General features: G+C 71.9%; 16 protein-coding genes. 9 read left to right on the plus strand and 7 right to left on the minus strand.

The annotated features are described in order from the left end of the window. Positions 1-16 precede the first annotated feature (16 nt). Complete coding sequence (locus tag ACIRPK_RS04940) at positions 17-1,195, plus strand: alginate lyase family protein (RefSeq protein WP_403033117.1); 1,179 nt, start codon at positions 17-19, stop codon at positions 1,193-1,195. A gap of 60 nt (positions 1,196-1,255) precedes the next feature. On the opposite strand, the gene gcl is transcribed toward ACIRPK_RS04940, so the two are convergent. Both gcl and ACIRPK_RS04950 read right to left on the minus strand, forming a co-directional pair. Then, the gene (gcl, locus tag ACIRPK_RS04945) at positions 1,256-3,037 is read right to left on the minus strand and encodes a glyoxylate carboligase (protein ID WP_403033120.1); all 1,782 of its coding nucleotides are present in this window, start codon (positions 3,035-3,037) and stop codon (positions 1,256-1,258) included. 197 nt (positions 3,038-3,234) lie between these two features. Beyond that, positions 3,235-5,235, minus strand: coding sequence for an FAD-dependent oxidoreductase (locus tag ACIRPK_RS04950; protein ID WP_403033123.1), 2,001 nt, complete (start codon positions 5,233-5,235; stop codon positions 3,235-3,237). 618 nt (positions 5,236-5,853) lie between these two features. Between ACIRPK_RS04950 and ACIRPK_RS04955 the strand changes: the two genes are divergently transcribed. The 3 genes from ACIRPK_RS04955 (at position 5,854) to ACIRPK_RS04965 (ending at position 9,016) form a co-directional block, all read left to right on the plus strand. Then, positions 5,854-7,050 carry a hypothetical protein gene (locus tag ACIRPK_RS04955; RefSeq protein WP_403033126.1) on the plus strand — a complete coding sequence of 399 codons (1,197 nt, stop codon included), beginning with the start codon at positions 5,854-5,856 and terminating at the stop codon, positions 7,048-7,050. Positions 7,051-7,113: 63 nt separating this feature from the next. Next, complete coding sequence (locus tag ACIRPK_RS04960) at positions 7,114-7,932, plus strand: alcohol dehydrogenase (protein WP_403033127.1); 819 nt, start codon at positions 7,114-7,116, stop codon at positions 7,930-7,932. Between the two features lie 52 nt (positions 7,933-7,984). Then, positions 7,985-9,016, plus strand: coding sequence for an aldo/keto reductase (locus tag ACIRPK_RS04965; protein ID WP_403033129.1), 1,032 nt, complete (start codon positions 7,985-7,987; stop codon positions 9,014-9,016). A gap of 87 nt (positions 9,017-9,103) precedes the next feature. Here ACIRPK_RS04965 and ACIRPK_RS04970 read toward each other — a convergent pair whose 3' ends face one another. After that, positions 9,104-9,538: a MarR family winged helix-turn-helix transcriptional regulator gene (locus ACIRPK_RS04970; protein WP_403033131.1), complete on the minus strand. Its 435-nt coding sequence runs from the start codon at positions 9,536-9,538 to the stop codon at positions 9,104-9,106. Positions 9,539-9,767: 229 nt separating this feature from the next. Here ACIRPK_RS04970 and ACIRPK_RS04975 point away from each other — a divergent pair, with 229 nt between their 5' ends. From ACIRPK_RS04975 to ACIRPK_RS04990, 4 genes are all read left to right on the plus strand, one after another. Continuing rightward, on the plus strand, positions 9,768-10,949 hold the full coding sequence (locus ACIRPK_RS04975) for an NADP-dependent malic enzyme (protein WP_403033133.1): 1,182 nt from the start codon (positions 9,768-9,770) through the stop codon (positions 10,947-10,949). 63 nt (positions 10,950-11,012) lie between these two features. Continuing rightward, positions 11,013-12,056, plus strand: a complete 1,044-nt coding sequence (locus tag ACIRPK_RS04980) for an aldo/keto reductase (RefSeq protein WP_403033135.1) — start codon at positions 11,013-11,015, stop codon at positions 12,054-12,056. 147 nt (positions 12,057-12,203) lie between these two features. After that, positions 12,204-13,208, plus strand: a complete 1,005-nt coding sequence (locus tag ACIRPK_RS04985) for a cyclase family protein (RefSeq protein ID WP_403033137.1) — start codon at positions 12,204-12,206, stop codon at positions 13,206-13,208. Positions 13,209-13,383: 175 nt separating this feature from the next. After that, complete coding sequence (locus ACIRPK_RS04990; RefSeq protein WP_403033139.1) at positions 13,384-14,262, plus strand: ScbA/BarX family gamma-butyrolactone biosynthesis protein; 879 nt, start codon at positions 13,384-13,386, stop codon at positions 14,260-14,262. A 101-nt stretch (positions 14,263-14,363) separates the two neighbouring features. Here the strand turns inward: ACIRPK_RS04990 and ACIRPK_RS04995 are convergent, their stop codons facing one another. Further along, positions 14,364-14,678: a putative quinol monooxygenase gene (locus tag ACIRPK_RS04995; protein WP_403033141.1), complete on the minus strand. Its 315-nt coding sequence runs from the start codon at positions 14,676-14,678 to the stop codon at positions 14,364-14,366. A gap of 179 nt (positions 14,679-14,857) precedes the next feature. Between ACIRPK_RS04995 and ACIRPK_RS05000 the strand changes: the two genes are divergently transcribed. After that, positions 14,858-16,120: an MFS transporter gene (locus ACIRPK_RS05000; RefSeq protein ID WP_403033145.1), complete on the plus strand. Its 1,263-nt coding sequence runs from the start codon at positions 14,858-14,860 to the stop codon at positions 16,118-16,120. A 386-nt stretch (positions 16,121-16,506) separates the two neighbouring features. Here ACIRPK_RS05000 and ACIRPK_RS05005 read toward each other — a convergent pair whose 3' ends face one another. The 3 genes from ACIRPK_RS05005 to ACIRPK_RS05015 all read right to left on the minus strand — a co-directional run bounded on the left by ACIRPK_RS05005 (position 16,507) and on the right by ACIRPK_RS05015 (position 18,359). Continuing rightward, entirely contained in the window at positions 16,507-16,917 is a 411-nt protein-coding gene (locus ACIRPK_RS05005) for an Atu4866 domain-containing protein (RefSeq protein ID WP_403033147.1), read from the minus strand. 72 nt (positions 16,918-16,989) lie between these two features. Next, positions 16,990-17,205, minus strand: coding sequence for a hypothetical protein (locus ACIRPK_RS05010; RefSeq protein WP_403033150.1), 216 nt, complete (start codon positions 17,203-17,205; stop codon positions 16,990-16,992). Between the two features lie 110 nt (positions 17,206-17,315). Then, entirely contained in the window at positions 17,316-18,359 is a 1,044-nt protein-coding gene (locus tag ACIRPK_RS05015) for a 3-oxoacyl-ACP synthase III family protein (protein ID WP_403033153.1), read from the minus strand. Positions 18,360-18,361: the final 2 nt, after the last annotated feature.

An 18,361-nucleotide genomic window follows, 5' to 3' on the forward strand; every position in this document is an offset into this window, starting at 1 on the left:
CGAGAGGACCTCGCCCATGCTCCGCAGAGCCCTCGCCGGGGCCGCCGTCCTGGCCACCGCCCTCGGCCTGCTGCCGGCCGTCGCCGGCACCGCACAGGCCGCTCCCGCCACCTTCGCCCACCCCGGAGTCCTGGTCGGCACCGGGCAGTTGGACTTCGTCCGGGCCAAGGTGCAGGCCGGTGCCCAGCCCTGGAAGGCCGCCTACGACCAGCTGCACGCCAGCAGGTACGCCTCGCTGACCAGGACCGCCAAGCCGCGCGCGGTGGTCGAGTGCGGCTCCTACTCCAACCCCAACCACGGCTGCACCGACGAGCGCGAGGACGCCATCGCGGCGTACACCCTGTCGTTGGAGTGGTACCTGACCCGGGACGGCCGGTACGCCGAGAAGGCGATCCAGATCATGGACGCCTGGTCGGGCACCCTTACCGACCACACCAACAGCAACGCCCCGCTGCAGACCGCCTGGGCCGGCTCGGTCTGGCCCCGGGCCGCCGAGATCATCCGGTACGGCTACGGCAACTGGCCGGCCGACCGGGTCACCCGGTTCGGCACCATGCTGCGCACCGTCTACCTCCCCGAGGTGGTCAACGGCTCCCGCTCGAACGGGAACTGGGAGCTCAGCATGGTGGAGGCGACCATCGGCATCGGCGTCTTCCTGAACGACCGCACCGTCTACGACAAGGCGGTGGCCCTGTTCCGGAACCGGGTGCCCGCCTACATCTACCTGGCCTCCGACGGCCCGCTCCCCCGCACCGTCCCCGGCAGCGGCCTGGACACCCGGGACGAGATCGTCGGCTACTGGCAGGGCCAGAGCACCTTCGTCGACGGCCTGACCCAGGAGACCTGCCGCGACCTCACCCACACCGGCTACGGCCTCTCCGCCATCTCGCACGTGGCGGAGACCAGCCGACTCCAGGGCCAGGACCTCTACCCCGAGATCGCCGACCGCCTGCGGCACGCGCTGGGCCTCCAGTCCAAGTACCAGCTCGGCACCGCCGTCCCGTCCTGGCTCTGCGGCGGCACCCTGAACCAGTCCCTCGGCCCGGTCACCGAGGTCGGCTTCAACGCCCTGGCCAACCGCCTCGGCTACGGCATGACCAACACCCGGCTCCTCACCGAGAAGCAGCGCCCGGCCGGCACCGACAACCTCTTCACCGCCTGGGAGACCCTGACCCACGCGAACAACCCGGCCTGAGCGGGCCGATGGGCCCGGCACCGCCGAACGCCGTTGCCGGGCCCATCGGTTGACCCTGGATCAGACCTTGAGGGTCTTGATCGCGGTGGGGGCGTGGCCGGGCTCGGTGGCCAGGTCCTCCCACTCGTTGACCGCGTCGATGCCGGCGCCGCCCATCGAGATGTTGGTGACCCGCTCCAGGATGGCCTCGACCACGACCGGGACGCGGAACTCGGCGGCCAGCTTCTTGGCCTGCTCGAAGGCGGGCAGCAGCTGGTCGGGCTCGGTGACCCGGATGGCCTTGCAGCCCAGGCCCTCGACGACCTTGACGTGGTCGACGCCGTAGACGCCCAGCTCCGGGGAGTTGATGTTCTCGAACTCCAGGTTGACCTGGAAGTTGATGTCCAGGTTGCGCTGGGCCTGGCGGATCAGGCCGAGGTAGGCGTTGTTGACCAGGACGTGGACGTAGGGGATGCGGTGCTGGGCACCGACCGCCAGCTCCTCCAGCATGAACTGGAAGTCGTAGTCGCCGGAGAGGGCGACCACCGGGGTCTCCGGGTCGGCGGTGGCGGCACCGAGCGCGGCCGGGATGGTCCAGCCGAGCGGTCCGGCCTGGCCGCAGTTGATCCAGTGCCGCGGCTTGTAGACGTGCAGCATCTGCGCACCGGCGATCTGGGACAGACCGATGGTGGTGACGTAGCGGGTCTCCGGGCCGAAGGCCTTGTTCATCTCCTCGTAGACGCGCTGCGGCTTGAGCGGCACGTTGTCGAAGTGGGTGCGGCGCAGCAGGGTGGCCTTGCGCTCCTGGGTGGAGGCGGCCCACGCGCTGCGGTCGGGCAGCCGGCCGGCCGCCTTGAGCTCCTTGGCGACCTCGACGAACAGCTCCAGCGCGGCCTTGGCGTCGGAGGCGATCCCGAAGTCCGGCGCGAAGATCCGGCCGAGCTGGGTCGGCTCGATGTCGACGTGGACGAACTTGCGGTCCTTGGTGTAGACGGCCAGGTCACCGGTGTGGCGGTTGGCCCACCGGTTGCCGATGCCGAGGACGAAGTCCGACTCCAGGAAGTTCGCGTTGCCGTAGCGGTGCGAGGTCTGCAGGCCGACCATGCCCGCGTTCAGCTCGTGGTCGTCGGCGATGATGCCCCAGCCCATCAGGGTCGGGATGACCGGCGTGCCGGTCAGCTCGGCGAACTCGACCAGCAGGTCGGTGGCGTCGGCGTTGATGATGCCGCCACCGGCGACGATCAGCGGACGCTCGGACTCCAGCAGGAAACCGATCGCCTTCTCGATCTGGGCCCGGGTCGCGGCCGGCTTGTAGACCGGCAGCGGCGCGTAGGTCTCCGGGTCGAACTCGATCTCGGTCAGCTGGACGTCGATCGGGAGGTCGATCAGGACCGGGCCCGGACGGCCGGAGCGCATCAGGTGGAAGGCCTGCTGGAACACGCCGGGGACCTGGGCGGCCTCCAGGACGGTGGTCGCGGCCTTGGTGACCGGCTTGGCGATCGAGGCGATGTCGACGGCCTGGAAGTCCTCCTTGTGGAGCTTCGCGACCGGGGCCTGGCCGGTGATGCACAGGATCGGGATCGAGTCCGCGATCGCCGAGTACAGGCCGGTGATCATGTCGGTGCCGGCCGGTCCCGAGGTACCGATGCAGACACCGATGTTCCCGGCCTTGGCCCGGGTGTAGCCCTCGGCCATGTGCGAGGCGCCCTCGACGTGGCGGGCCAGGGTGTGGCTGATGCCGCCACCCTCCTTGAGGGCCTTGTAGAAGGGGTTGATCGCGGCGCCCGGCACGCCGAAAGCGACGTCAACGCCCTCGCGCTTGAGGATCTCAACTGCCGCGCGGGCGGCTGTCATTCGAGGCATCGGCTTACTCCTGCGTCCGTCAGACTTCCACGATACGGAAGGATGATTCTGGTATGCGAAAAGAAAAGTAAGCCGCTTTCAACAAATCGTCAAGGCCGGTCCGCAGGGTGACCCTCCGGTCCCGGCGGGCCGACCCTCCCGTGCCCGGACACGACGAAGGCCCCCGGCCGCAGCCGGGGGCCTTCGGGGGGCCTGGGTCAGAGCGCGGCCGCGAGCCGGGTGCCCTGGTCGATGGCGCGCTTGGCGTCCAGCTCGGCGGCCACGTCCGCGCCGCCGATCAGGTGCACCGAGGCGCCACCGGCCAGCAGCTCGGCGTGCAGCTCCCGGCGCGGCTCCTGGCCCGCGCAGAGCACCACCGTGTCCACCGGGACGGTGCGGTCCTCGCCGTCCACGGTCAGGTGCAGCCCCTCGTCGTCGATCCGCCGGTAGCTCGCGCCGGAGACGGTCCGCACGCCCCGGTGGGCCAGCTCGGCCCGGTGGATCCAGCCGGTGGTCCTGCCCAGGCCCGCGCCGACCTTGCCGGGCTTGCGCTGGATCAGGTGCACCGTGCGCGGCGGCTTCGGCCGCTCGGGGGCGCGCAGCCCGCCGGGGCCCCGGTGCTCGGTGTCGATGCCCCAGCTCGCGTAGAAGTCGCCGTCCTGGTCGGTCAGGAACTCGGCCACGTCGAAGCCGATCCCGCCCGCGCCGATGACCGCCACCCGCTCGCCGGCCACCGCGTCGCCGCGCAGCAGGTCGAGGTAGCCGACCACGCTCGGGTGGTCCACCCCGGGGATCTCCGGGACCCGCGGGGTGACACCGGTGGCGAGCACCACCTCGTCGTACCCCTCGGCCAGCAGCGCGGCCGCGGTGACCGCCGTGCCGAGCCGCAACTCGACCTGAAGCTCCGCCAGTTGGTGCCGGAAGTAGCGCAGCGTCTCGTCGAACTCCTGCTTGCCGGGCACCTGCCGGGCCACGTTCAGCTGCCCGCCGATCCGGTCGGCGGCGTCGTACAGGGTGACCGCGTGACCGCGTTCGGCGGCGGCCACCGCGAAGCCGAGGCCGGCCGGGCCCGCGCCGACCACGCCGATCCGCTTGCGGCGCCGGGTCGGGGCGAGCACCAGCTCGGTCTCGTGGCAGGCGCGCGGGTTCACCAGGCAGGAGGTGATCTTCCCGCTGAAGGTGTGGTCCAGGCAGGCCTGGTTGCAGCCGATGCAGGTGTTGATCGCCTCGGGGGTGCCGCGCTCCGCCTTCGCCACGAACTCCGGGTCGGCCAGCAGCGGCCGGGCCAGCGAGACCAGGTCGGCGTGACCGTCCGCGAGCAGCTGCTCGGCCAGCTCGGGGGTGTTGATCCGGTTGCTGGTCACCAGCGGGATGCCCACCTCGCCCATCAGCCGCTTGGTCACCCAGGCGTACGCCGCCCGCGGCACCGAGGTGGCGATGGTCGGGATCCGGGCCTCGTGCCAGCCGATGCCGGTGTTGATGAGGGTGGCCCCGGCCACCTCGACCGCCTTGGCCAGCTGCACCACCTCGGCGAGCGTGGAGCCGCCGGGGATCAGGTCGAGCATGGAGAGCCGGTAGATCAGGATGAACTCGGCCCCGACCCGCTCGCGCACCCGCCGGACGATCTCCACCGGGAAGCGCATCCGGTTCTCGTAGCTGCCGCCCCAGCGGTCCTCGCGCCGGTTGGTCGGCGCGGCGACGAACTCGTTGATCAGATAGCCCTCGGAGCCCATGATCTCGACGCCGTCGTACCCCGCCGCCTTGGCCAGCTCGGCGGCCCGGGCGAAGTCCTCGATCGTCTGCTCGACCTCGTCCTCGGTGAGCGCGCGCGGCGGGAAGGGGCTGATCGGCGCCTGGATCGCGCTCGGCGCGACCAGCTCGGCGTGGTACGCGTACCGGCCGAAGTGCAGCAGCTGAAGCGCGATCTTCCCGCCCGCCGCGTGCACCGCCCCGGTGATCACCCGGTGCTCGGCCGCCTCCTGCTCGGTGGTCAGCTTGGCGCCGCCCTCCCACGGGCGGCCGGCCTCGTTCGGCGCGATGCCGCCGGTGACGATCAGGCCGACGCCGGCCCTGGTCCGGGTCGCGTAGAACTCGGCCATCCGCTCGAAGCCGTTCTCGGCCTCCTCCAGGCCGACGTGCATCGAGCCCATCAGCACCCGGTTGGGGAGCGTGGTGAAGCCCAGGTCGAGTGGACGCAGCAGGTTCGGGTACGCGGTCATGGCGCCAAGGTAGGGGCCCATCGCCCACCTATGCAACAAGTTGCACATCTACTGTGCCCGCCGTCACAGCGGAGGCCGTCGGGCCGACTTTCGCCTGGACCCACGACCGGACAAGCAGCTGATCCGCCGTCACCCCAACGGCCCGTTTGCCGGACCCCCTGCGCTGGTGACACTCCAGGAGATGGGTAGGTGGCAGGGTGAGGCAGGGCCGTGGGAGGGCCGCCCGACGGGCGACCCTCCCACTCTGCTCCGGCCCGGCGCCGAGCGCCCCCACCGGCCCTGACGAGCCTTCACTCGCTCCCCGCCGAACCGCCGGAGCGCGCGGCGACCCCCGACAGCAAGGGCCGAGCCCCCGGCGGGAGTTGCCCTTCCGGCGGCGAAATCCACCAGGGCGCACCCCACCGGGCGGCCATCGCACCGGCCCGGGCGGCCGGACCGCGACACAGCGGATTCCCGATAGCACTTGATACCTTCGCGGAGGAATGATTAGCTGGACTGGCTGGCGGGCCGGTGCTCCGTCCGGTAAGTCGCCGGCGGCTGAGACAGGGGGCGTAGTCGATGGACATGCGTACGGATCGACCCGGTAAGGAGCTATCGGCTCATGCGCCCGAGATCCCCGTGGATCTCCTGGCCGACCTGTTACGACGAGCCGTCCGCCTGCCACTGCTCGCCGCCAAGTACCGGCAGTGGGCGGTGGGTGAGACGCCCGCGCTGCACCAGGTCCCGGTCCTGCGGCACGACGAGCTCGCCCGGGTCACCGAGGAGGTGCTCGCACTGCGTACGGCGGTCGGCACCTCCTCGCTCTGGGCGGTCGGGGGCTCCCTGGCCGACCCGGAGCTGAGCCTGCTCCCCCACGATCTCGGCGTCAGGCAACTGCGCTGCAGCTGGCGGCCGTTGGGCGCCGACGACGTACTGGCCAATCTGCACCCGCTGGAACGGCTGCGGCCGAACCACCACTTCTTCAACCGCTTCGCCGCCGAGTCCGGCACCCTGGGCCTGGCGTTCGGCCGGCTGCCCGAGGGCGGCCACAAGGAGTGGGCGGAGCTGCTCACCAAGGTGGGCGTGACCGCCGTGGCGGCACCGCCCGAGACGGTGACCCAACTGCTCGGGATCGCCACCGCCAACCGACCGCTGCCCTGGCTGCGCACCCTGCTCCTCGGCGGCATGAGCCTGGACTCCACCCCGGACGAGACGCTCGCCGACTGCCTCCCGAACACCCGGGTCTGGCGCCTGTACGGCAGCCCGGCGACCGGAACGGTCGCCCAGCGCGGCCCGCGCTGCCTCGACGACGTCTACCACCCGCTGCCGACCCAGCACGTGGAGATCGTCGCCGGGCTGCTGGTCGTCACCACGCTGGACCCGGCCCGCAATCCCCCGCTGATCCGCTACCAGACCGAGGAGCGCGGTGAGTTCACCCTCTGCGCCTGCGGTCGACCGGGCCCGGCGGTCCGCCTGTTCGGCGCCGCGTCGCCCTACTTCCGGCTGCACGGACACACCGTCAGCGCCCAGGAGCTCGCCGACCTCGCGGTGGCCACCGGCGATGTGCGCGCGGCCCAGGTCGTGCTGGACGACTCGAGCTGGGACGAGCGGGTCCAACTCCGGGTCCGCCTCGCCCCGGGCGTCCCCGCCGACGAGTACACCCTCCAGTGGATCCGCTACCAGGTCCTGACCAGGCACCTCGTGCTCGCCTCGTGTGTTCTCGAACAGCCGGACGCGTTCGAGGTCGTCACCTTCGACGAGCTCGCCGACACCACATCGCCCGCCCTGAACGGCAGAGCCACCGCGGGCTCCGTTCTGGTCCGGGACGCGTTCTGACCCTTCCGAACCGATCCGCCAGGGCGGCCGCTTCACGCCCACCTACCAGGATGAGGAACAACCATGACCGAGATCCAGACCCACCCGCAGGACCAGTCCGTCGCCCAGGCCGAGGACGAGATCGTCATCGCCGTCCGGGCGATAGCTCCCGAGCACGCCGAGACGATCAAGGCGGAGCCGCTGCCCGAGGGCTGGCTGACCGGCTGGGACGTCGCCGGCGTGGTGATGCGCGCCGCCCCCGAGGGGTTCGGTCCGAAGCCGGGCGACCGGGTGGTGGGCGTGGCCACCGGCACCGAGTGGGCACCGTGCATGGCGCTGTCCACCGAGTACGCCGTCGTGCTCCCCGACCACGTCAGCTTCGAGCAGGCCGCGGCGCTGCGCGTCGCGGTGCTCACCGCACTGCGCCTGGTGCGCAGCGCGGGGACGATGGCCGGGCGCCGGGTCCTGGTCACCGGTGCCGAGCAGGGCATCGGCCGGCTCCTCGTCGAACTCGCCGCCACGCTGCGGGCCGAGGTCACCGGGATCGTCGGCCGGGCCTCGGAGGCCGGACAGGTCGCGGAGCTCGGGGCCACCCACGTGGTGTGCGACGCCGCCGAGGCCGAGGGCGCGTTCGACGTGGTGTACGACGCCGTGGCCGGCAGCACGGCGGGCGCCGGGCTGGTCGCGGACGGCGGCGTGGTGTTCCTCTACGAGAGCTTCGCGGCGAACGGCGCGGACACCAGCTTCTTCCGCTTCTTCGGCGGCCCCGCGCAGGCCGGTCTGCGGCACTTCGTCTTCCGTACCGCCACGCCCGAGGACCGCGAACTGGCCCAGCTGCTCGACCTGCTGACGGTCGGCGAGCTTTCGTTCGGCGGCGTCGGCGCCACGGTCCAGCCGGCCTGACCAGCGTTCCCCGCTTCTGTTTCCTTCCTTCCCTCTGCACAAAGGAGTTTGCGTGCGTACCGAGATCCTGGGCCGGACCGGTGTCACGGTCAGCCGTATCGCCCTGGGCACGATGATGCTCGGAGCGTGGGGCAACAAGGATCATGCCGAGTGCGAGCGCCTGGTCCACACCGCGCTCGACGCCGGTGTGAACCTCGTGGACACGGCGGACATGTACTCGGCCGGTGAGTCGGAGGAGATCGTCGGCCGGGCCCTGAAGCGGCGCCGGGACGATGTCGTACTGGCGACCAAGGTGCACTTCCCGATGGGAGCTGACCCCAACCGGCGTGGCAATTCCCGGCGTTGGATCCGCCAGGCGGTGGAGGACAGTCTGCGCCGGCTGGACACCGACCGGATCGACCTCTACCAGATCCACCGCCCGGACCCGACGACGGACATCGACGAGACCCTGTCGGTGCTCAGCGACCTGGTCCGCGAGGGCAAGGTGCTGGCCATCGGGTGCTCGGACTTCGCGGCCGAGGAGATCGTCGCGGCGCAGTGGACGGCCCGGGACCGGGGGCACGTCGGCTTCCACACCGAGCAGCCGCCGTACTCCGTCTTCATGCGCGGTGTCGAGCGCGGGGTGCTGCCCACCGCGCAGCGCCACGGGATGGGGGTGCTGACCTGGTCCCCGCTGGCCAGCGGCTGGCTGACCGGGCGCTACCGGAGGCAGAACGGTCTCGAACTCAACGACTTCCGCAAGGACTTCATCGCGCACAAGTTCGACCAGAGCCTGCCGGGCAACGTCCGCAAGTACGAGGTCGTCGAAGAACTCGCGGTGCTCGCCGAGGAGGCCGGCCTCTCGCTGACCCACCTGGCGCTGGCCTTCGTCCTCAGTCACCCGGCGGTGACCAGTGCCATCATCGGGCCGCGCACGGTCGAACAGCTCACCGACCTGCTGGCCGCCGCCGACCTGGTCCTGGACGACGCCGTCCTCGACCGCATCGACGCGTTGGTGCCGCCCGGCACCGACCTCAACCCGGCGGACGCCGACCACACGCCGATCCACCTGACGGATGCCACGTTGCGCCGTCGCCGCGACTGAGTCGCGGAGCAGGCCCCGTACCCGGCCCGGCCGCGCCGACGCGCAGCCCGGTCGGGGCCCGGGGGCCCACCGTCCGGACCCCGGGGGCTACTTCTTCGCGTTCAGCGCTTCGGAGCAGCGCTCCAGCTGGGCCAGGAAGAGCTTGGCCTCCTCTGCCTCGAAGCTGTCCGTCAGCAGCTGCTCCACCTCCTGGACGGCGACGTTCGCGCGGTTGAGCAGCGGCCGGCCCGTCCGGGTCAGCCGGGCTTCCAGGATGTGGCCGTGCACCGGGTGCGGCTTGCGCTCCACCAGTCCTCGACTCTCCAGCGTGGACAGGACGGAGGACATGGTCTGGGGAGTGACCATGCAGCGTCTGGCCAGCACCGCGCCGGACAGGCCGGGCTCCTGGTACAGCGCGTAGAGCACGCTGTACTGCGGGACGTTGATCTTGAAGGGGCGCAACGCAGCGTGCTTGGCGGCCGTGAACTCCTGTTCGACCCGCTTGATGTGCTGCCCCAGGCGTTCATGAGTGGAGGGGTACATGAAGCCAGACTACCCGCATACCTCTTATGGATACAGGGGGCCGCAGGGTCCGGCGAAGTGAGTCGACGCACTCCGCACCCGCAGGTGCGGGCCGTTGGGCTGCGGCACCCGTGGTGCGCAGGGCGGGGCGACCAATGCATAAGGAACCTTGTGCATATCAGATCTCTTATCTCATACTGAGAACGAATGGCCTGCTCCGACACCCCTCGTCGACCTCCTGGAGCCCCTCATGTCAGTGCCGACCTCGCATCCGCTCGACCAGGACCCCGCTTTCGCCCTGCACATCGGCGGCAAGATGGCGATGCACTCCACCGTCACGGTGGACGACGCCGAGCAGTTGTCCCTCGTCTACACGCCCGGGGTCGCCCGGGTCTGCACCGCGATAGCCGAGGACCCGGCGCTCGCGCAGCGTTACACCTGGGCCGCGCGCACCGTCGCCGTGGTGTCCGACGGCACCGCCGTGCTCGGCCTCGGCGACATCGGCCCGGCCGCGGCCATGCCGGTGATGGAGGGCAAGGCCATCCTGTTCAAGAAGTTCGCCGGCCTCGACGCCGTACCGATCTGCCTGGACACCACCGACGTCGACGCCCTGGTCGAGACCGTCATCCGGCTCGCCCCCTCCTTCGGCGGCATCAACCTGGAGGACATCTCCGCCCCCCGCTGCTTCGAGGTCGAGGACCGGCTGCGGGCGGCCCTGGACATCCCGGTGTTCCACGACGACCAGCACGGCACCGCCATCGTGACGCTGGCCGCGCTGCAGAACGCCGCCCGGTTCACCGGCCGCAGACTGTCCGAGCTGCGCGCCGTGGTGGCGGGCGCGGGCGCCTCCGGGGTCGCCGTCAGCCGGATCCTGCTCGACGCCGGCATCGGCGACCTCGCCGTGGCCGACAGCAAGGGCATGCTGCACCCCAGCCGTTCGGACCTCAACCCGGTCAAGGCGGCGCTGGCCGCGGACAGCAACAAGGCCGGCTACACCGGCTCGGTGGAGCAGGCCCTGCGCGGCGCCGACGTCTTCATCGGCCTGTCCGGGGCCACCGTGAGCGAGCAGGCGATCGCCGGCATGGCCAAGGACGCCATCGTCTTCGCGCTCTCCAACCCCACCCCCGAGGTCGCGCCCGAGGTGGCCGCCAAGTACGCCCGGGTGGTCGCCACCGGACGCAGCGACTTCCCGAACCAGATCAACAACGTGCTGGCCTTCCCCGGGGTCTTCCGGGGCGCCTTCGACGCCCGCGCGACCACCGTGACCGAGGGCATGAAGCTCGCGGCGGCCACGGCCATCGCCCACACCGTCGCCCCGGACGAGCTGCGCGCCGACTACATCGTGCCGAGCCCCTTCGACCCCCGGGTCGCCCCCGCCGTCACCGCGGCGGTGGCCGAGCAGGCCCGCCGGGACCGGGTGTCCCGGCGCTGAGCACGACCGCCGAGCCTGCGGCGGCCTTGTCAACCCACCTGTGAAACAAAGGAATTCATCGCCATGAGGCTGTCGGAACAGTCGTTGAGCATCACCGGCATCACCCTTTCCCGCACCGGCTTCGGCGCCTGGGCCATCGGTGGTGACGGCTGGCGCTACGGCTGGGGCCCCCAGGACGACGCGGCGTCCGTCGCCGCGGTCCAGCACGCCGTCGACGGGGGTGTGAACTGGATCGACACCGCCGCGGTGTACGGCCTCGGCCACTCCGAGGAGGTCATCGGCAAGGCGCTCGCCACGCTACCGGCGCACGCGCGCCCGTACGTCTTCACCAAGTGCGGCCTGGTCTGGGACCCGTCGGACCCGACTGCGGCACCGCACCGGATCATGAAGCCCGCGAGCGTCCGCCGGGAACTCGAGGACTCGCTGCGCCGCCTGAACGTCGATCAGATCGACCTGTACCAGGTGCACTACCCGGACACCGGCGAGTCCCTCGACTGGGGCGGCGCCGCGGGTACGGTCTCCCCCAACGCCACGCCGATCGAGGAGTACTGGCAGGTGATGGCGGACCTCAAGGCCGAGGGCAAGGTCCGCGCGATCGGTCTGTCCAACCACTCGGTGGCGGAGCTGGAGCGCGCCGAGCGGATCGCCCACGTCGACGCGATCCAGCCGGCGTTCTCGGCGGTCAACCGGGGCGCCGCCGCCGAGATCGCCTGGGCGAAGGCCCACGGGACGGGCGTCATCGCATACTCACCGATGCAGTCCGGCCTGCTGACCGGCGCCTTCTCCGCCGAGCGCGCCGCCGCCCTGCCGGCCGACGACTGGCGCACCGGGCACCCGGACTTCACCACCGGCCTGGCGGCCAACCTCCAACTCGCCGACGCCCTGCGGCCGGTGGCCGATCGGCACGGCGTGGGCGTCGGCGCGGTCGCGGTCGCCTGGGTGCTCGCCTGGCCCGGCGTCAGCGGGGCCATCGTCGGGGCCCGCACGCCCCAGCAGGTGGACGGCTGGCTGCCGGCCGCCGGCCTGGAGCTGACGGCGCAGGACCTCGCCGAGATCGCCACGGCGATCGAGCGGACCGGGGCCGGCACCGGCCCCAGCCGGGCCTGAGTCGCGGGGCCCGGCGCCGGTCCGCTCTGGGCCCCTGATCTCGCTTTCCCCTAGCCATCAGCTCACTGTTAATCGTACGATCTCTTACAGATCGCAGCAGTCGATCAGACCTGTCAGAAAGGGACACCCATGTGCGGATCCGGGCTGATGCAGCTCATCCACGATGCGGAACACGACCGCGCCCATGCGCTCGGCCTCGACCACGATCACGACCACAGCTCCTCCACCTACACGCCCAGCGAAGAGGTGCTGGAGAGAATCGACAAGGCGGCGAAGGCGACCGGAGTCACCGGTCCCACCCGCCGCCGGACCCTGACCGGCATGGCTGCCGCCCTCGGCGGCACCCTGGCGGGCCTCGGCTTCCTCGGCCCGCGCCCGGCCACCGCCGCCGCGGCCGAGGTGCGGGCGGCCGAGGGCACCAAGGTCTCCAACTTCGCGGCCTCCGCGCTGGCCGGCTCGCGCACCATCCGGGACCTCAGCCACACCTTCGGCAACGACTTCCCGGTCTACACGCCGTACGTGCTGCTGCCGAACATGCAGCAGTCCGCCCACTTCGACGTCGACGGCTTCAACGCCATGAAGCTCGACATCGACGAGCACACCGGCACCCACATGGACGCGCCGGCGCACTTCTCGACGGACCCGGCCGCCTGGCACTCCGACGAGATCCCGGTCAACAACCTGGTGGCCGAGCTCTGCGTCATCCGCATCGCCGACCGGGCCTACAACAACCCCGAGGCCCTCGTCACCGCCGACGACCTCAGGCGGCACGAGAGCCGCTACGGCACCATCCCCAGGGGTTCGATCGTCGCGATGGACTCCGGCTGGTGCGGCCGGGTGACCCGCCCCGGCGCCTTCATCATCCGTGACTCCGACGGCAATCCGCACTTCCCCGGCTTCGGCTTCGACGCCGCGGAGCTGATGTTGCAGCGCCAGGTCGCCGGTGCCGCCAGCGACACCCCGTCGCTCGACTCCGGTGCCAACAGCCACAACCCGGGCGCCCACCGGCAGTTGCTGCCGGCCAACAAGTACGGCATCGAGGGCGCGAACAACCTGCACACCGTGCCGGATCGCGGCGCCGTCGCGATCGTCGGCACCACCAAGCACAAGGGCGGCTTCGGCGGCCCGACCCGCCTGATAGCGGTCTACTGACCGATCGCCCCACCCACCGGGCGGGCCCGCCGCGTCACCGCGTGGCGGGCCCGCCTTCGGCCGTTTCCTTCCGACGAACCGGCCGGCTCCGCATGCCCACGACCGCAGAGGACCGCTTCCGGTCCGTTCCCGAGGGGGATTCATGGCGCAGGCCCTGCTAGCTCACCAGTCCACCGTGTCAAGGAAGTTGGTCCACCGCTCGGGCCTCGGGGAGGTCCTGCTCACCGGCTGGCGGGCGGCCGGCCAGGACTCCTTCCTGGTCGGCGCCCAGTGGCCCCGGGCGCACGCCTTCTACGAGCCGGTGGCGGGCACCCACGACCCGCTGCTCGCGGCCGAGACGATCCGCCAGGCCGGGCTGCTGCTGGCGCACGCCGAGTACCAGGTGCCGTTGGACCATCTGCCCCGGCTGCGTGAGCTCTCGTACGACCTCGACGTGGACCGGCTGCCGTTCGGGCCGGCCCCGACCGAGCTGCTGCTCCATGTCGTGGTGGGCGAGGTCCGCCGCGAGGGGGACGACGCACTCGGGATGCGGCTGCGGGTCGAGGCGTACCTCGACGACGTCGGGATCGGCGGCGGCACGGCCTGGTTCGACTGGCTGGCGCCCGCCCCGCACCCCCGGCCCGCTCTCCCCCCGCGCCCTGCAGCGGCCCCTGCACCGGCCCCGGTGGCAGCCCCGCGCACCGGGCGCAGCCGCGGGTCCGACGTGGTGCTGGCCGCGACCGAGGACCCGGAGGTGTGGGAACTGCGGGCCGACCGCGACCATCCGGTGCTGTTCGACGGGCGCGACCCGGACGGCGTCCGCGACTACGCGCCGAGCCAGCTGCTGCTCGAAGCCGTGCGCCAGGTCTGTCACTGCGCGGAGGGCGGCGGGGCCCCACTGCTCCTGCTGTCGCTGAGCGCGCGCTTCCCGCACTACGCGGAACTCGACGCCCCTGTACGCCTGTCGGTGACACCGCAGCCCGGCGCTCCCGGTGGCGACCGGGTGCTGCGGGTCCGGGCCGAGCAGCGCGGCCGGACGGTGGCCGACGCGACCGTCCGGGTGCGCCGGGGATGACGCGCGGAGCAGCCGAACCGGGCACGGCGCCAGCGAGCCCCGGCCGCTGCGCGCGACCGGGGCCCTGCGTTCCGTACCGTCCGGCGCTGCTCGCCGGGGTGTTACTTGCTGGCCACGAGCGCCGGGTCCTCGACCCGGGTGCCCTTGATCAGCCAGGTCGGGCCCTCGGCGAACTTCTCGATGATGGAGAAGAACTTCGCGAAGTGCTCGCCCTGGCAGTGGACGTCGAACGCGGCCTCGTCGTCGTAAGCCTCGTTCAGGTAGAAGCGGTTCGGGTTCTCCGCGTCGGTGATGAGCTCGAAGCGCTGCGTGCCCGGCTCGTCCCGGTCGGAGAGCCGACCGTCCTCAAGGGCGGCGTCGATGAACTCCTGACGCTTGTCGGCCGGGATGTCGAAGGAAACGGCGATGTGGTACACGGGGCTCCTTGGTTGGGATCCTGCGGTGCGGTGCCATCTCAGACTGACATACGAGATCTTAGGTATGCAAGACCACGATGACCCATCTTCCAATTGACTTACGACCACAAGAGTCCTTATGGTCGTCGCAATACGTATGGCAGTACGCACTCTGCGTTCTGTCACGAAACGGAGGAATGATGTCCAACCCACGGGCAGAAGTCCGGCCGGCGAGCTCCAGCGTGGTGTGGACGGTGATCGGGCTCTGCCTGCTCGCCGTCAACATGCGTCCCGCGCTCGGCAGCGTCTCCCCGCTGCTCGGCGACATCCAGGACGCGCTGGGGCTGTCGGACGCGGCAGCCAGCGTGCTCACCACCCTTCCGGTGCTCTGCCTCGGCGTGTTCGCCGCGGCCGCGCCCGGTCTCGCACGGCGCCTCGGTCTCGCATCGGCACTGGTGCTCGGCCTGGTGGTTCTGGTGGCCGGTGTGCTGATCCGGCTGGTCCCGTCAACCGCCGCACTGTTCATCGGCACCACCCTGGCCGGGGCCGGCCTGGCCATCGGCAACGTCCTGATGCCGGCCGTCATCAAGACCTCGTTCCCGACGAAGATCAGGCTCTTCACGGGCATCGGCACAGCCATCCTCAGCGGTGGCGCGGCACTCTCGGCCGGTGTCGCGGTCCCGCTGCGGAACGCCGTCGGCGGCGAGTGGAACAGCGCGCTCGCCGTCTGGGCGGTGCCTGCGGTGATCGCGCTCGTGCCGTGGTTCGTGCTCGCCCGCCGGTCGGCCAAGCCCGCCGCCCCGGCGGCCGGCGGTGCGGTCGCGCGCGGTTCGCTGCGCGGGGACGCACTGTCCTGGCAGGTGACCGGCTACCTCGCGCTCCGGGCCCTGGTGTTCTTCACCGCGCTGGGCTGGCTGCCGATGGTGCTGTCGGACTTCGGCTACAGCGACGCCAGTTCAGGCGCCCTGCTGTCGCTGACCATGGCGGTCAGTGTTCCCGGCGCGCTGTTCGCCCCGGTGCTGGCCGGCCGGTTCCTCGGGATGCGGGCCGTGGTGGCCATGGTCGCCACGGCGAGTGCGGCCAGCCTGGTCGGCCTGCTCGCCGCGCCCGGCATCGCGGCGCTCTGGGTGGTCGTGCTCGGCATCTCACTCGGCGCCGGTCACGCCCTCGCACTGACCTTCATCGGTCTGCGCTCGCCCGACCCGCAGGTGGCGGCCCAGCTGTCCGGCATGGTCCAGACCGTCGGCTACCTGGTCGGCGCCCTGGCCGGCCCGTTCGCGCTCGGCATCATCAGTGGCGCCACCGGGAGTTGGACCGTCCCGCTGATCCTCCTCGCGGCCTTCACGGTGCCCGAGCTGATCCTCGGTCTGCTGTCCAGCCGCGACCGCTTCGTGCGGCCCCGGACGGACGCGGCCCCGGCGGCGAAGACCCCGGTCCGCGAGGCGGCCCGCGTCGCCGACTGACCCGTGGCGACGGCAGCGCCGAGCCCCCTCTCCCCCGCGACCGTCACGCGGCGGCGGGAGGGGGCTCGGCGCTGCCGTCGTGGCGCCGCCCGAGCAGCCAACTTCCCTGTGGTGCAGCCTGCTTCGACCGCCACGGGCCGGCGCCCCACACCCGGGTGGGGGGGGGGCCCCCCCCCCGGGCCCCCCCCCCCCCCCCCCGGGGGGGGGGGGGGGGGGCCCCCACCCCCCCCCCCCCCCCCCCCAACCACCCCGGCCCCCCCCCCCCACCCCCCCCCCGGGCGGGGCCCCCCCCCCCCCCCCCCCCCCGGCCCCCCCCCCCCCCCCCCGCCCCCGCCCGCCCGCGCCCGCCCCCCCCCCCCCCACCCGGGTCGGTGCGTGGCCGCGGTTCACCCCTGGCGCTTCAGGCTCTCCCCGCTGATCCGGATGGCGTCCGCCGTCACCGTGCCGTCGGCACTCGCCCCGGACCCGGCCCGCAGGCCGAGGACACCGCCCTCGACGGTGTAACGGCCTTCGTAGGCGGCCTTCTTGCCGTTGTAGTCCTCGGTGAAGGTGCCGTCCGCACGCAGTTCGAGGCGCAGGCTGCCACTGTCGTTCGCCCAGACGCCGAGGTGGCCTCCGTCGGCCCCTGCCGCGGAGCCCGACGCGGCGGGGGCGGGAGCGGGCGGTGCGGACGAGACGACGGCCGCGACGCCGGCTCCGGCGTTCTCCGGGCCGTCCGCGCCGCAGGCGGTGAGGGTGGCGGCCAACGAGGCGGCGGTCAGGGCGGTGACGGTCACCAGGCGCAGGAAGGACTTCACGACGTACGTACTCCTTGGATGTCTTGGGTGGGTCGGGGCTCCGGCTTCCGGGCCCCGGTTCGGTCAGGACGGTCAGGCCGGCTCGGCCGGGGCCACCTGGTCCGGCGAACCTCCGTCGGCTTCGGGCCAGTTGACCGGCTCGTGGAAGCGGTCCCCGCCGAAGATCAAGGCGTGCAGGGCGGCCTCCGCGTTCTGGCGCAGCCGGGCCCGGCCCTGGGCGCTCGAATACCGGACCACGCTGGCCTGGAGCTCGGGGCCGAGGGCGGTCACCTCGAGGGTCATGTTCATCAGTTCGTCTCCTGTGGGGTGCGAATGAACGTCCGGCGGAGGGCCTCGGCAGGGCCCGGGTACCGCAACGGCCCCGGTCTCCCGGGGCCGCTGTGGTGAGGCGTGGCAGGTCAGCTGAGCCGGATCGCCAGCTCCTGCTCCAGCCGGTCCGGCTGCGCGTAGCGCGTCGGCGCCCAGCGCAGCAGGGTGGCGCCCACGGTCATGCCGCCCCCGAAGCCGGCCAGCAGCACCATGTCGCCGTCGGCCAGCTCGCCGCTCCGGTGGACCACGTCGAGCGTGATCGGCACCGAGGCCGAGCCGGTGTTGGCGTACCGGGCCAGTGCCAGGTGCAACTGCGCCCGGCGCAGGCCGAGTTCCGGCCAGACGTCGGCGAGCATCACACCGTTGGCCTGGTGCGGCACGAAGTGCGCCACCTCGTCGGGGTGCACGTTGGCCTTGGCCAGCAGGTCGGCCAGCGCGGTGGGCAGGTGCTCCTGGACGAACCCGCGTACGCCCCGCCCGTCCATGGTGAAGAAGTGCCGGCCCTCGGCGACGGTGCGCGCGCTCGCCGGCATCCGGCTGCCGCCGGCGGGCACGCTGATCAGCCGGTACTGGTCGCCACGGGTGAGCAGCGACGTCTCCAGGACTCCCCGGTGGTCCGGGACCCGGCCGAGCACCACGGCTCCGGCACCGTCGCCGAAGAGGATCGCGGTCTTGCGGTCGGAGTAGTCGAGGATGCGGGAGTAGATGTCCGCGCCGATGACCACGGCGTACTTGCCGTCGGTCGAGCCCTTGAGCATCCGCTCCGCGACGGTCATCGCGTACACGAATCCGCTGCAGACCGCGTTGACGTCGAACGCCGCCGCGTTCTTGGCCCCGATGAGGTGCTGCACGATGCTGGCCGTGGCCGGCTGCGGGTGGTCGGGGGTCGAGGTCGCGACGACGATGTACGCCACGTCCTCGGCGCGGATGCCGGACTGCTCCAGGGCCCGGGTGGCCGCGCGGGCCGCCAGGTCCGAGGTGGCGTGCCGGTCGTCCGCTCTGCGCCGTTCCCGGATACCGGTCTTGCGCACGATCCACTCGCTGGTCACCCCCGTGCTCTTGGCGATCTCCTCGTTGGTGACCACCTGCTCGGGAAGGAAGGATCCGGTGCCCAGGATTCCAATGGGGTTCATAG

This window comes from Kitasatospora sp. NPDC101801, from assembly GCF_044766665.1.
Lineage (GTDB): Bacteria > Actinomycetota > Actinomycetes > Streptomycetales > Streptomycetaceae > Kitasatospora.

Excerpts from the sequence above, each read along its gene's own strand:
- ACIRPK_RS05010 (WP_403033150.1), bottom strand. The coding sequence starts at position 17,205 with ATGAACATGACCCTCGAGGTGACCGCCCTCGGCCCCGAGCTCCAGGCC.
- ACIRPK_RS04940 (WP_403033117.1), top strand. The coding sequence starts at position 17 with ATGCTCCGCAGAGCCCTCGCCGGGGCCGCCGTCCTGGCCACCGCCCTC.
- gcl (WP_403033120.1), bottom strand. The coding sequence starts at position 3,037 with ATGCCTCGAATGACAGCCGCCCGCGCGGCAGTTGAGATCCTCAAGCGC.
- ACIRPK_RS05015 (WP_403033153.1), bottom strand. The coding sequence starts at position 18,359 with ATGAACCCCATTGGAATCCTGGGCACCGGATCCTTCCTTCCCGAGCAG.
- ACIRPK_RS04960 (WP_403033127.1), top strand. The coding sequence starts at position 7,114 with ATGACCGAGATCCAGACCCACCCGCAGGACCAGTCCGTCGCCCAGGCC.
- ACIRPK_RS04950 (WP_403033123.1), bottom strand. The coding sequence starts at position 5,235 with ATGACCGCGTACCCGAACCTGCTGCGTCCACTCGACCTGGGCTTCACC.
- ACIRPK_RS04985 (WP_403033137.1), top strand. The coding sequence starts at position 12,204 with ATGCAGCTCATCCACGATGCGGAACACGACCGCGCCCATGCGCTCGGC.
- ACIRPK_RS04970 (WP_403033131.1), bottom strand. The coding sequence starts at position 9,538 with ATGTACCCCTCCACTCATGAACGCCTGGGGCAGCACATCAAGCGGGTC.
- ACIRPK_RS04980 (WP_403033135.1), top strand. The coding sequence starts at position 11,013 with ATGAGGCTGTCGGAACAGTCGTTGAGCATCACCGGCATCACCCTTTCC.
- ACIRPK_RS04975 (WP_403033133.1), top strand. The coding sequence starts at position 9,768 with ATGTCAGTGCCGACCTCGCATCCGCTCGACCAGGACCCCGCTTTCGCC.
- ACIRPK_RS05000 (WP_403033145.1), top strand. The coding sequence starts at position 14,858 with ATGTCCAACCCACGGGCAGAAGTCCGGCCGGCGAGCTCCAGCGTGGTG.